Source organism: Paenibacillus sp. FSL H3-0457, from assembly GCF_037981725.1.
Lineage (GTDB): Bacteria > Bacillota > Bacilli > Paenibacillales > Paenibacillaceae > Paenibacillus > Paenibacillus amylolyticus.
Genome location: NZ_CP150283.1, coordinates 3,568,547 through 3,582,071 on the forward strand (window position 1 = coordinate 3,568,547; position 13,525 = coordinate 3,582,071).

The following is a 13,525-nucleotide window of genomic DNA, read 5'->3' on the forward strand; positions in this document are numbered from 1 at the left end:
AAGGGAAGGCAGTCGGCCACCTTCCTCTTACCACCCATTAATCACTTAAGTTTGCCAAATCCAACTTTTTTGGATGCTCGTAAAAAAATTGCCGCGTTCAGATTATGTTTCGTCACACTCAAAACGTTTCTCTAGACCCACACAAATCTTCAATGGTACCATCATACACGTGCTTGAATTGAAGATTGCAGGAGGATATCATGTGGATCAACTTAAATACGATAATCTAAAGCTGGGGGAGCGCGGAGCTATCATCAGCATTATCGCCTACATATGTTTGACCGTATTAAAACTGATCGTTGGCAATATGGCCGGATCAGAAGCGCTCAAGGCGGATGGATTAAACAATGCCACCGATATTGTGGCCTCAATAGCTGTACTGATCGGTTTGAAGCTTGCCCAACGCCCAGCCGACACAGATCATACATATGGTCACTGGAGAGCAGAGACCGTTGCGTCACTTGTTGCTTCTTTCATTATGATGGCAGTAGGTTTACAAGTACTGTTTCAAGCCATTGGTTCTGTGTTTCAGGGTAAACATGAATCTCCGGATATCATCGCTGGGTACACAGGCATTTTCTGCGCAGTTATCATGTATCTGGTCTATCGCTATAACAAGAGACTTGCTACTCGTATTAAAAGTCAGGCAGTCATGGCTGCAGCTCGAGATAATATCTCCGATGCCTGGGTGAGCACCGGTACGGTCATTGGGATCGTGGGTTCCCAGTTCGGCCTCCCATGGCTGGACCCTGTAACGGCTGTCATTGTAGGTTTCCTGATCTGCAAGACCGCTTGGGACATTTTCAAGGAAGCCACACATCATCTGACGGATGGTTTTGATGTTGAACTGATTCAGGAGTACAAAAAAACGATTGCCGGAATTGACAGCGTAGAGACAGTTAAAGACGTGAGAGCGCGGAATTATGGCAATAACGTCGTAGTAGACGTTGTCATAACAGTTGATGCTGAGCTGGATCTTCAACAAGCACACGATATCTGTACAGACGTGGAGAACGAGTTAATGGAGGAACATGACGTATACACCGTTCACGTTCATGTGGAACCTGATACGTTGGAAGAGTGCATTTAAACTCAGGATTATAAAAGAGCGACTCGGCAAAGCAAAAAACCAGTGAGCTTTAATTATTCACTGGTTTTTTGCTGATTTCAATTTTCATTTTTAAAAGAATACGCGCGTTGTTTATCCCATACATGACTATCTCGGCAAATTATAGGTAATCAGATTGTTATATTTATCCGCATGTTTCTGTTCGTCCAGGATGATTCCCCACACCGTGTCTTTATATATGCCATAAGGGAGACCAAACCATATTTTTCTATACTTTTCCACGGCCGCCAATTCACCCTGAAACGCCTTTTGCAGTCCGGCAAGATAAGAGGTGACCGTCTCAACCGGCTCACTGCTTATGCCCGTAATCTCCTGACCTGTCAGATCCTTGTACATTTGGCGGAACATTTGATTATGTCCGCGTTCATCATTGCGAATGCTCGTGATGATGGCAGCCTGATTGGCATCGGGTGACAACTGAATCAGTGAATCATAGAACACCTCATCGTTTCGTTCTCCTTGCACAGCCGTTTTGATTAATTCGAGTGCTTCGGCTGATGATGTTGCCCATACCGGAGTAAAAGTGTACCTGTAACCATAAGGATATGCCACATACATTAAGAATCCCTCCAAGACAAATATGAGTTAAGATATGCACGTATGCCCATCAGCGTTAACCCATATCATCTGTCCTGCCTTATTTGTGGAAAGCTTCAGTAAAACTTCACTTGGTATACCTCAATATTTTACTGTAACCATAAGCAAGAACAAATGGCAGGAGATATGACACAAAGGTCCAAATTATGTTCCATCCATTAAAATAGATGACATGCCCCATCATTTTGGCAACCCATTCGATTAATGTCAGCGACAATGATGCAACAAGAATCGCCAACCATGGCTTGGCGCCTTTTTCTGAAATCATATACATCATCAGGCAACCAGCGATCGGATAGACTCCAAGATCCATTGGAAGAGCAGCCAAGGATTGATTATGAGTATTCGGCAGAATATTCCAGAAGTAATTAAACCCGATATTGTTGATGGATGCTGAAATAGCCACACCAAGTGGATAATATAGAATAAGGATTGTAAAGTTCCGACGCAGAATCCATACACCCAATATAATGGGAATGACCATACCCAACAGAATGTTTCCTAACATGCCATTTTCCTCCAAAGCTTTGTTACTTCTGTAGTTTCACTATAAGCGGCATCAGCATTTATCGGATTTCTCTCACTTCAATACAAGTGGTGTTGTATAAGTTAACCAACTCCATGGTTTATAATGCATATTAGCAAATTCGAAATAGGCATGTGTGAGTCCAAACGTTAAAAAGGCCGCTTATCCAACAAGGGTAAGCGACCTTTTTTAGCGCATTTAGTAAACTTACATTAATGCAGTTTAAATTCGTTTAAAAACGGAGTAGCTTATCCACATGATTCATATGTTCCAGATTACGAATAAACTCGAATCGTTCTTGTTTGTATCCATCAAAAGGTGTGCCTGCAAGAAATTGATTGAATTTCTGTTCAAGCATATTCCAGCCAAACGGAGTTTCCATATCGCCTAGAGGTACAGGCATCCACCGTTCATATATATTGCCATCATGGGTTGTTATAACAACATGGGCAGCGCAAAAATGAGTTGGATGATCAGCCAGATATTGCTGCACTTCATCATCCAGGGTTACTGTAATTTTTTGCACCAGTTCCTGAACCTCCGGATCGGTAAAGCTATTGAATATTAATTCCTCTGAGTCCATACGACCGTATTTGAGAGCCACGGCTGAAGTGAATTGTGTGCTGGCCTGTGCTCCGATTGCGGTCTTGGGCTTAGGATTTGTCAGACGATATACAAATGAAGAGGTCCTCACATCAACAGACTTGATCTTGGATGGTGTTAAACTATAGTCTTCTCGAAGTTCCAACATAGCATCCAGAGTGGCGTGTAATCCACGCTGGCAGGCATGACGTTTGAAATAAATGTAAGTCACTTTAAAATCAGTTCCCAGTCCTTCCAGCACATGACTTGTGTCACAATGCCCGCTTGTTCCTTTGAAGGCCTGGAAGAATCCATATTTTCCTTCCAAAGCTGCATCAGGACCTGTGAAACCACAGGATGCCAGTCTCACGGCCCTTAATCCGGTCAATGCCGCCCAGCCGCTGCATAAAATTTTCCCTGAAGTTCCATCATTCTGATATTCAATCAAACCTCCTGTGAACAGAGAAGCAATCCCCATCGCATCCTTGGTCTGCTTGGCATCTGCATTTGTTAATTTACTTACCAAGGCCGCTGCTGCGACAGCGCCGCATACCCCGGTAGCATCAAATCCTCTTTCCCGGTACATAAATGGATTGATCGCTTCGCCTAACCGAGCATATACGTCATAAGCCGCAACAATGGCGGTGATCATCTGTTTGCCATCGTTTCGGTGAAGCTGAGCCATACTTAGCAGGAGCGGAACAAGCACAGATCCAGGGTGACCCATGGCGTGGCGATAGCCGTCATCCAGGTCTGCACAACGTGCCATCATGGTATGAATGAAGACAGCATGATCTGTGCTAGTGCGGACATCCTGTTCACCAATCAATGAGACCAAGTCTTCATTTTTAATAATAGAGTCTGCCAATCTTGCATATTCCAAAATACGTTCACTTGTTTCAGAGTATCGACCAAATACCATATTACCGTAAGAGTCCAGTATTACCTGTTTACCTACTTCGATAGCCCTCTCGGAGAGATCCTCATATTGAAGACGGGTTATGTAGTTGGCAAGTTCTACAATCATATGATTCACAACAGTTCACCTCGTTATTTTGACTTCAATCCGCAAATACACGGGAAGTTTACATAACAGAAATATAAAGTTGTCATGATGTTGAACTCAAGCACAAGTTAACTGCACTAACTCAACTTTTGTATGCACATAAGTAATTGAACGCCAATATGATTCAATTGCTTTGATGTAATGAAGGGGTGCAATAACGTTTGACTATTTTTTTAAAATCCTCTACGTAAGAGGGGAAAATTTTAGATTTGTGATAGATCAATGCGAGCGGGTGAAGATAAGAAAAATCAGCGATTGGAAATACATGAAGGTGAGAATTCGTATGATTAGACTCATTTAATGCATGAATCCCTGAAAGATACATCGTTAATGAAAAACTGGCCGCGTAATCCTCAGCACACAAAAGGTGATGGATATCCGGTTGCGTCAATTCGTTAATACAATGCAGGGATATGTTACGTTCAGCGAGATGTTTATCGAGCAAAATACGGGAATTGAAGTTTTTCTTATTCAGAACAAAGGGGACATGTTGAAACAGACTCAAATCCGCGCCCTGATTAAATGTTTCGATGCACTCGGGATATTGATCAGGGAAATACTGCTTGAGCAAATTGTCCGAGATCACCATGTACATCTGCTCAAGCAGAATCGTTTCATACTTTACATTTTGCGTTACGATATTGTCCACACCCGAGAGAAACAGATCCAGTGAATTGTTTAACACCATCTCCTGCATTTGCGGTGAGGTTGTACGATGAATTTTAAGCTCCACTTTGGGATGCAGGGCATAAAATTCTTTTAATAATTTCGGCACGATAATGGGATAGCGCCCTTCGGTAACGCCAAAATGAATCGTGCCTGACTTATCCTCTTTAAGATCAGTAAGTTGATTCTCCATATTTAGATCCAGCAACTCAATTTGACGTAGCGTATCTTGCATAATTTTCCCCGCTGCTGTCAGCGCAATTTTAGGTTTTCTTTCGAAGAACGCAACACCATGTTTTTCTTCCAAGCTTTTTAGGTATTTGCTGAGTGATTGATGGGAAATATATAGTCGTTTCGCTGCATTGGAAATGTTTAACTCTTCGGACAGAACCAAAAAATATTTATAGTTATTAAGCATGCATACCTCCTGAGGTAATCTTTTGTGTGACTCTGATGTAAACACTATAGATGCAACACGGTTAAAGATCATCATACTGCAACTATTAGTTACATACAAGCAATCTAAATGTGCTTTGGGGTTGCGAATATCTATGATAAATTATGAATGTATTCACGATGTCCATAGCGGTGTAAGCGTGAGCAATATGCAAATGTCTGCTCCAAAATATAATTAACAGGAGGTTATGTGCGTGAGTAAAGTTGCAGTTCTATTAGCAAAAGGATTTGAAGAAAGTGAGACCCTGACGATTGTTGATATTTTGAGAAGAGCACATATCGAATGTCACATGATTAGTACAGCGGGTGAAATGGTTCGTGGTAGTCATGACATCGTGGTCAAGGCTGATGCGCTCATCAGTGAAGATGTTAAAACCTACGATATGATTGTACTCCCTGGAGGAATGCCTGGGGCCGCTAATCTTCGTGATGATGACCATGTAATTCAACTTATTCAGGAAATGAACCAGTCCGGCAAATATGTAGCAGCCATGTGTGCGGCACCCCTTGCACTAGCCAAAGCAGGTGTGTTGGAGAACAAAAATTTTACCGCTTATGTAGGTTATGATCAGAAAATTGAAACCAGCGGTACTTTTAAAGAAGATATTGTTGTTAAAGATGGAAATCTGATTACAAGCCGCGGCCCCGCGACGTCTTATGCTTTCGCTTTTGCATTAGTGGATGCCTTAGGCGGAGACAGTATGGCTGTCAAAAATCGTATGGTTTATTTCAATGCATTTGATGCTGAATAGGAGGGAACTGAAATGACGAATAAAGTAGCAGTATTGATGGCGGAAGGTTACGAAGAGGGAGAAACGCTGACGATTGTTGATATTTTGAGAAGAGCTGGATTAACCTGTGACACGTTTTATTTTGGCGATAAGCTGGTTAAGGGCATGCACGGCATCTTTGTAGAAGCAGACAAACCTTTTGGCGAAGAAGTAAAGCAGTATGACATGATCGTTCTGCCGGGAGGCCGCCCAGGTGGACAAAACCTGAAGGAAAATCCGGATGTGATTGACATGGTGCAGTACTTCAATCAGAACAATAAGTACATTGGCGCAATGTGTTCCGGTACGGTGGTACTGTCCGATGCCAAGGTCATTGAGGGAAAACAGGTAACAGGTTATGTAGGGTACGCTGAGAAATTGATTGGCGGCATCTTCAAGGATGAAGTCGTCGTAGCTGACCAGAATCTCGTTACAAGCCAAGGGCCTGCAACACCTTATCCATTTGCATACAAAATTGCAGAAATCTTCGGCAAAGATACATCAGGCCTACGTGAAAAGATGTTATACAACTTTGCCGGAGGCAAGTAAAGACAGCTAAGAGGGCGGGGGAATCATATGAAAACAGAGGAATTGGCTAAGGAGATTATCGCTAACATTGGACAGGATAATATTACGTATGCCACGCATTGTGCAACCAGATTGAGATTCAACGTAAAAGATGAGTCTCAGGTTAACTTGAAAGCGCTTGATCGACTGGAAGGTGTCCTGCGAGCCCAGTTTAACAGCGGTCAGTTACAGATCATCATTGGCGCAAAAGTGAAAAGCGTTTTTGACGCAGTAAGTGAAAAGCTTGACTTGGAAAATCAGGACATTGAAGTGAAAGCAATACAACAAAAAAAGAATGTGATTTCCCGAGTCGTGGAAACGGTGGCAGGCATATTCGGGCCAGTCATTCCAGTGTTGATTGGGTGCGGTATGGTGAAGTCTGTGCTTGCAATCCTGACGACAATGAATCTTCTTGAGACAACAAGTGGTGCGTACCAAACCTTTAGTCTGATTAGCGATCTTATTTTCTATTTTTTCCCCTTCTTCCTTGCAGTCAGCGCGGCCAAGAAGTTCAAAACCAACGAATATCTGGCTGTGGCCCTTGCCGGGGCTTACATGTATCCCACCATTATGGAAGGTGCAGCAAAAGTGGCAGAGGCGGGTGTTACCAGTTTAAGCTTTTTCGGCCTTCCATTATTGCTCGTGAACTATAAATCAACGATCATTCCGATTATTATTTCGGTTTGGGTGATGAGCTACGTCTACCGATTTGTTAATAAGCGAATACCCGATATGTTTAAAATTTTGTTTGTGCCGATGATTGTGTTGTTCATTATGGTTCCACTTGGATTAATTGTTTTCGGACCTTTAGGAACCTACTTCGGCAGTGGAGTTGCTCAAATTGTAACGTATTTGTATACGGTGAATGGCGTCATTGGTGCATTTTTATTTGGAACATTCAGACCCCTTCTAATTATATTTGGCATGCATTACGCGATTACTCCAATTAACAGCCAGCTGATTGCTGAATATGGATACTCGGTAATTTCACCTGCAAACTTGACTGGAAATCTGGCTCAAGCCGGGGCATGTATTGGTGTATTCCTCTTATTGAAACATAAAACGAGCAAATCCAGTGCTCTATCCAGTGGTGTAACGGCGATGTTTGGTATTACCGAACCGGCCATCTTCGGATTCAACCTTAAGTACAAGCGTCCTTTTATCTGTGCGATGCTTGCAGGAGGTATCGGAGCAGCTTACATCAATTTCTGGGGTGGAGGAGCAACGGCTCTGATTCTGCCAGGTATCTTGGCCTTGCCAACCTATATCGCTGACAGTTATATACACATCATTATCGGGGTAGCAATCAGCATTACGCTTGCACTGGTTGCCGTCTTGATCTGGGGAATTGAAGAAGAGATTCCAGCTCCAGTTACTGCAAGTGTTGGCAATGGAACAGATGGTTCTGCTGCCGCTAATGCGATTGCGGCGACCTCAGAATCCCATGCTTTGACTCGACCAACCGGAACACTAATCATTGGCTCTCCGATTAACGGAACAGTTAAAAATATAACTGAAATCGACGATCCCATCTTTGCTCTGGGGAGCGGTGCTGCAGTTGAATCAATCGATGGCAAAGTATACGCGCCATTTGACGGTAAAGTTGTATCGCTGTTCCCAACCAAACATGCCATTGGACTGATGTCGAATGAAGGAGTGGAGATGCTTGTTCACGTAGGGATTAACACCGTCAAGTTGAAAGGAAAGCATTTCACAGCTTATGTGCAGCAGGATCAGGTGATTAAGCAAGGAGATCTGCTGATCGAATATGATCATGAAGCTATTCGGGCAGCAGGATTTGATACGGTCGTGCCCATCATTATATCCAATACTTTTGAATATCAGAGTGTTGAGCAGATTGCTGAGGATCGGGTTGTCCAAAACGAAGCATTGTTACGCATTCAGGCTTAGAGGTGGTAAATATGAGTAAATTATCTGAAGACTTTCTTTGGGGAGGCGCTGCAGCGGCCAACCAGTTAGAAGGTGGATGGAATGAGCGCGGCAAAGGAGTCAGTGTTGCAGATGTCATGACAGCAGCAACACATGGCTTGGAGCGAAGAATTACACAGGGAATTGAGGAGAATGTATATTACCCTAGTCATCAGGCTAGTGATTTTTATACAAGATACAAGGAAGATATTCAGTTGTTTCATGAGATGGGATTCAAATGCTTTCGAACCAGCATCGCGTGGACACGGATATTTCCAAACGGAGATGAGACGGAACCGAATGAGGAAGGTCTGCAATTCTATGATGACTTGTTTGACACCTGTTTGGCATACGGGATTCAGCCAGTAGTCACCATATCTCACTTCGAAATGCCATATCATCTAGTGACGGAATATGGGGGATGGCGCAATCGTAAATTGATTGACTTTTATTTAAACTTCTGTGAAGCAGTCTACACCAGATATCGGACTAAGGTTAAATACTGGATGACGTTTAACGAAATCAATATGATTGTGCGCAAGCCATGGAAACCGGGAGGCATTCAGTGGAACGATGGGGAAAACAAACTTCAGACCATGTACCAGGCTGCGCATTATATGCTGATAGCCAGTGCCAAAGCAGTCAAACTCGGTAAAGAGATCAACCCGGACTTTATGATCGGTGGCATGTTCCTTCATCCAACGTCATACGCAGCTACATGCGACCCTGATGATGTGCTTGCCCAGGTCAAAAAACTTCAACAAGCTTACTTCTTTCTCGATGTGCATGTCAGAGGCAAATATCCGCGCTCATATTATGGGTTCCTGAAGCAGCATCAATTGGAAATTGAAACTGCTCCTGAGGATGAATTGATTCTGAGAGAAGGAACCGTAGATTATATCGGATTCAGCTATTACTCCAGCTCTGTCGTTATGGCTAATCCAACCGATCAGGACAAGAGTGAGGGGAATGAAATAAGCGGTTATAAAAATCCGCTCTTGCCTGCCAGTGAATGGGGATGGCAGATTGATCCGGTAGGTCTCCGGATTACATTAAACTGGCTGTATGATAAGTATCAGATCCCGCTATTTATTGTAGAGAATGGTTTAGGCGCAGTGGATACGCTCGAAGAGGATGGGGCAGTGCATGATCCATATCGGATTGATTACCTTAGACAGCATGTGAGTGAGATGAAAAAAGCGATTCTGGAAGACGGAGTTGAAGTGATAGGTTACACTCCCTGGGGTTGCATTGACCTTGTCAGTGCCGGAACAGGAGAGATGAAAAAGAGATATGGCTTAATCTATGTCGATAAAGACAATGATGGAAAGGGTTCATTAAAGCGAGTTAAAAAAGACTCTTTCTACTGGTATAAAGAATGTATTAAAAGTCAAGGGAAGATAATATAACACTTCGTCAAGTACACGAATGATCAATTAAAAGCCCTTGTCTCCATCGGCAACCAATGGAGACAAGGGCTTAAGCTTTTTCAAAGATTAACCGAAATTTATTAGAGATTTTTTTTACTGGTGCTTGCTGAGAATATCAAATATGATCTTGGCATTATCTGTGTTGTCGATCAAACCAGCGAAGCGATGACTTGCCGGGCCGTAGGCATAGACCGGAACATCTTCACCTGTATGTCCACCTGTTGTCCAGCCGGTAAATGAACGGTTATCAATAATCGCTTCAATAGCATTATCAATCTTTGTTACATCCGCACTTTTGGCTGCTTCGTTCACCGATTGAATCTCTTCAGGTTTCAACTCCAGTTTGAGATAACTTTTCAGTGTTTCTTCAACCGAAGCACCTTTTGCAATTTGTGCTGCCATGAAGTCAGGTGTGCGCAGTGCAGCTTTGATTGGGTCTACGAAGAAGTTGTATTCTCCGTCTTTTCCAAGCGTAAGTCCGCCCGTGGAGTGGTCGGCAGTAGCTACGACAAGTGTTTCACCGTCTTTTTTGGCAAAATCAATAGCTGCCTGAAATGCTGCTGCGAAATCATCCATTTCACTCATCGCGCCAACGATATCATTATCATGTCCTGCCCAGTCAATCTGGCTACCTTCGACCATTAGAAAGAATCCTTTGTCGTTCGAACTGAGGCGATCAATCGCTGTATTGGTCATCTCAGCCAATGATGGAGTTGCAGCAGTACGATCAATCAACTTGTCCAGACCTCCGTCCGCAAACAGTCCAAGAACTTGTTGATTCTTATCAGCGAGGAGAGAGGAACGATCCGTCACATAGCTGAATCCGGCCTTCTGGAATTCCTTTGTAAGGTCACGACCCTCGCGTACAAAATTGGATTTCCCTCCACCCAGAAGTACATCCACCTTATGCTTGCCATTAATCAACTCATCATAATAATCGTCCGCAATAGCATCCATATTTTTTCGACTGATATCATGGGCACCAAATGCAGCTGGTGTGGCATGAGTGATCTCCGACGTAGCCACGAGTCCGGTGGCTTTCCCGTTTTCTTTGGCCTGCTCAAGTACGGTTTTGACTTCCTTCTGCTCAGGGTCAACCGCAATGGCCGCATTGTATGTTTTCACGCCCGCGGACATGGCCGTTGCCGCGGAAGCGGAATCCGTCACATTTTGTTTATCATCATCCGGATAGGTCATTTGTGCCCCAACCAGATAAGGGTCGAATACGGTTTTGTCCATGCCCTTCGTTGAAGGATCATCTTTCATATAACGGTAGGCTGAAGTATAAGAGGTCCCCATGCCATCTCCAATGAGGAAGATGATGTTCTTGATTTGTTTTTTCTCCACACTTACAGCTTGAACGGCACTTGCTTGTCCGGCGGACAAGAGAGTAGAAGCCGATACAGCCAGAGTCAGCGCTACCGCTGGTAGTACTCTTTTGGATAATTTCACAATGATTCCTCCTCGTAATATCTCAACAACAAAAATGAATGCATGAATCTATATTCATTTGTTCATCATTAAGAAGATTAGCATTTATATGTAAATGAACACCAAGAACTTTGTATACCTGAGGTAAAATAAACAAAATAAAGGGGATGTGATAATTCTTTGCATGAGGAGCAAGTCAAACATTACAATCAAGGCAATGTGTTTCCGCTGAAAGATTCACATGATCTGCAACATACGAGATTACAAAAATATACTCATTCCGCTATTTTTGAAGTATGATACAACATAAGTAGAACGCTTTCATTTTTATATTACTGTTAGTATAAAATCAATTTCATTTTCAGGAGGCTCTTTACCATTGATCAAAACAACTCCAACTTATGATGGGTATCTCTTTGTACATTTTATTGGCGAACAACCAGACGGAGAGCAGGTTTATTTCTCCTATAGCGAGGATGGCCTTCACTGGAAGGATCTTAATGGCGGCTCGCCTGTGCTGTTTTCCGACCTTGGAGAAAAAGGGGTACGGGACCCGTTTCTGGTTCGTTCAGTCAACGATAATAAATTTTATCTGATTGCTACGGATCTCCGCATCGCAAGCGGCAAAGGATGGACTCATGCCGTTAATGCCGGGAGCCGTGACGTAATTATATGGGAATCCAGCAATCTCGTAAACTGGTCATCCCCATGGAACGTTACACTAGGTGTTGAGGGCGCTGGATGTGTCTGGGCACCAGAAGCTGTGTATGATGAAATGGCAGATGAGTTTCTTGTATTCTGGGCTTCTGCGACGCAGGAACCTCAGGAGCAAGAACGAAAACAAAAAATATACAGCGCTCGTACAAAAGACTTTCGTACGTTTTCTGCATCGGAAAAATACATTGAGCGGGATAATCATATTATTGATACAACGATTCTTCCTGCGGATGGCTCTTATTATCGATACTCCAAGGATGAAACAACCAAAAACATACGGGTAGAAAAAGGAGACTCTCTCGACAAAGGGGCATTTGTTACACTTCAAGCTCCGGTACTGGAGGCTATGGCAGGTGTGGAGGGACCTCAAATCTTTAAATTCAATGACCGGGAGGAATGGTGTCTGATTGTTGATCGATTTGCTGAAGGCAAGGGTTATCTTCCTCTGCTGACTACAGATCTGGGAAGTGGAGAATTCCGAATCGTCCCTGATGGTGAATTCGATATGGGAACGACTCAAAAGCGGCATGGAAGTGTCCTGCCAATCACAGCTGAGGAGTGCAGCCGGCTTCTCGCGGCTTTTGGGGATGGTCATCAGGTGCTTCCCGGGCAATATGCCGATCCTGATGTCGCACAGTTTGGGGATCGCTACTATATGTATCCAACAACAGATGGCTTCGAGGGGTGGTCGGGGACACAGTTCAAAGTGTTTTCTTCTTCAGACCTGAAGCATTGGCAAGACGAAGGTGTTATCCTTGATCTGGGAACAGAGGATGTCACCTGGGCAACCGGTAATGCCTGGGCACCGGCAATTGCCAGCCGTAACGAAAAGTTCTATTTTTATTTCTGTGGCAAAATGCTGAACGGCGACAGTGCCATTGGCGTTGCTGTAGCGGATACACCGATTGGACCATTCCTGGCCGAGTCGCAACCTTTGATCACAATGGAGCAGTTGAAACGTCTGGGCATTGCTATGGGCCAAGCTATTGATCCCTCCATCTATGTCGAAGATGATGGAAGACCGTATCTGCTATTTGGCAATGGACATGGTGCCATTGTGGAGCTTGGTGAAGACATGATAAGTGTCGTTGAGGACACAATGAGCAATCTGGCGGGCTTGCATGATTTTCGTGAGGCTGTAACCGTGCTGAAGCAGGGTGGACTATACCATTTTACGTGGTCCTGTGATGACACAGGCAGTGAAGACTATCATGTGAATTACGGTACGGCAGAGCAATTATATGGTCCAATTACCTATCGATACCCAATCCTGAGCAAAAATGTCGAGAAGGGCATGCTGGGAACAGGTCATCACTGTATCTTTAATGAAAATGAAACCGGTCAACTACGGATTGCCTATCACCGTTTTGTAACACCACTGTCCAGATTCTCCTCTGGAAAGGGGTATCACCGCGAAATATGTATGGACCCGCTTCTTTTTGGTAAGGACGGACTGATTCAGCCTGTTATACTCTAAAATAAGCAATTCAATTGAATCGCTATTTAATGAAGGCTTGATACAGCATGAATGCCTGTCAAATGTCGCTTTTAGCGGTTTTGGCAGGCATTTTTATCATCCACCTGGAACAAGCAAAGCCGTAGGGTTGAGCGGGTATGCGACTTATTAAACGCATTAATTCCAGAATACATTTGACAGGC

Annotated in this window: 11 protein-coding genes; 6 read left to right on the forward strand and 5 right to left on the reverse strand. The window is 43.6% G+C overall.

Annotated features, from left to right (window positions below):
• Positions 1–202: 202 nt before the first annotated feature.
• Positions 203–1,090 (forward strand): cation diffusion facilitator family transporter, encoded by an 888-nt coding sequence (locus MHH25_RS15805; RefSeq protein WP_076327531.1) that lies wholly within the window; start codon positions 203–205, stop codon positions 1,088–1,090.
• Positions 1,091–1,216: 126 nt separating this feature from the next.
• Here the strand turns inward: MHH25_RS15805 and MHH25_RS15810 are convergent, their stop codons facing one another.
• The 4 genes from MHH25_RS15810 to MHH25_RS15825 all read right to left on the reverse strand — a co-directional run bounded on the left by MHH25_RS15810 (position 1,217) and on the right by MHH25_RS15825 (position 4,984).
• Positions 1,217–1,687 (reverse strand): ferritin-like domain-containing protein, encoded by a 471-nt coding sequence (locus MHH25_RS15810; protein WP_036671366.1) that lies wholly within the window; start codon positions 1,685–1,687, stop codon positions 1,217–1,219.
• Positions 1,688–1,793: 106 nt separating this feature from the next.
• Positions 1,794–2,234: a CBO0543 family protein gene (locus MHH25_RS15815; protein ID WP_047843083.1), complete on the reverse strand. Its 441-nt coding sequence runs from the start codon at positions 2,232–2,234 to the stop codon at positions 1,794–1,796.
• 250 nt (positions 2,235–2,484) lie between these two features.
• Positions 2,485–3,861: an MmgE/PrpD family protein gene (locus tag MHH25_RS15820; RefSeq protein ID WP_340020514.1), complete on the reverse strand. Its 1,377-nt coding sequence runs from the start codon at positions 3,859–3,861 to the stop codon at positions 2,485–2,487.
• A gap of 163 nt (positions 3,862–4,024) precedes the next feature.
• Positions 4,025–4,984 (reverse strand): LysR family transcriptional regulator, encoded by a 960-nt coding sequence (locus tag MHH25_RS15825; RefSeq protein ID WP_340017489.1) that lies wholly within the window; start codon positions 4,982–4,984, stop codon positions 4,025–4,027.
• 232 nt (positions 4,985–5,216) lie between these two features.
• On the opposite strand from MHH25_RS15825, the gene MHH25_RS15830 reads away from it, so the two are divergent.
• The 4 genes from MHH25_RS15830 to MHH25_RS15845 are packed head-to-tail and all read left to right on the forward strand — an operon-like array spanning position 5,217 to position 9,697.
• Positions 5,217–5,774, forward strand: coding sequence for a DJ-1 family glyoxalase III (locus tag MHH25_RS15830; protein WP_340017490.1), 558 nt, complete (start codon positions 5,217–5,219; stop codon positions 5,772–5,774).
• Between the two features lie 12 nt (positions 5,775–5,786).
• Positions 5,787–6,341, forward strand: coding sequence for a DJ-1 family glyoxalase III (locus MHH25_RS15835; RefSeq protein WP_036615521.1), 555 nt, complete (start codon positions 5,787–5,789; stop codon positions 6,339–6,341).
• A 27-nt stretch (positions 6,342–6,368) separates the two neighbouring features.
• Entirely contained in the window at positions 6,369–8,270 is a 1,902-nt protein-coding gene (locus tag MHH25_RS15840) for a glucose PTS transporter subunit IIA (protein WP_340017491.1), read from the forward strand.
• Positions 8,271–8,281: 11 nt separating this feature from the next.
• Positions 8,282–9,697, forward strand: coding sequence for a 6-phospho-beta-glucosidase (locus tag MHH25_RS15845; protein WP_340017492.1), 1,416 nt, complete (start codon positions 8,282–8,284; stop codon positions 9,695–9,697).
• Positions 9,698–9,811: 114 nt separating this feature from the next.
• Here MHH25_RS15845 and MHH25_RS15850 read toward each other — a convergent pair whose 3' ends face one another.
• A complete protein-coding gene (locus tag MHH25_RS15850) occupies positions 9,812–11,173 on the reverse strand; it encodes an alkaline phosphatase (protein ID WP_036615516.1) in 1,362 nt (453 codons plus the stop codon).
• Positions 11,174–11,528: 355 nt separating this feature from the next.
• Here MHH25_RS15850 and MHH25_RS15855 point away from each other — a divergent pair, with 355 nt between their 5' ends.
• Entirely contained in the window at positions 11,529–13,343 is a 1,815-nt protein-coding gene (locus tag MHH25_RS15855; RefSeq protein WP_340017493.1) for a family 43 glycosylhydrolase, read from the forward strand.
• Positions 13,344–13,525: the final 182 nt, after the last annotated feature.

Excerpts from the sequence above, each read along its gene's own strand:
- MHH25_RS15810 (WP_036671366.1), bottom strand. The coding sequence starts at position 1,687 with ATGTATGTGGCATATCCTTATGGTTACAGGTACACTTTTACTCCGGTA.
- MHH25_RS15815 (WP_047843083.1), bottom strand. The coding sequence starts at position 2,234 with ATGTTAGGAAACATTCTGTTGGGTATGGTCATTCCCATTATATTGGGT.
- MHH25_RS15820 (WP_340020514.1), bottom strand. The coding sequence starts at position 3,861 with ATGATTGTAGAACTTGCCAACTACATAACCCGTCTTCAATATGAGGAT.
- MHH25_RS15825 (WP_340017489.1), bottom strand. The coding sequence starts at position 4,984 with ATGCTTAATAACTATAAATATTTTTTGGTTCTGTCCGAAGAGTTAAAC.
- MHH25_RS15835 (WP_036615521.1), top strand. The coding sequence starts at position 5,787 with ATGACGAATAAAGTAGCAGTATTGATGGCGGAAGGTTACGAAGAGGGA.
- MHH25_RS15840 (WP_340017491.1), top strand. The coding sequence starts at position 6,369 with ATGAAAACAGAGGAATTGGCTAAGGAGATTATCGCTAACATTGGACAG.
- MHH25_RS15845 (WP_340017492.1), top strand. The coding sequence starts at position 8,282 with ATGAGTAAATTATCTGAAGACTTTCTTTGGGGAGGCGCTGCAGCGGCC.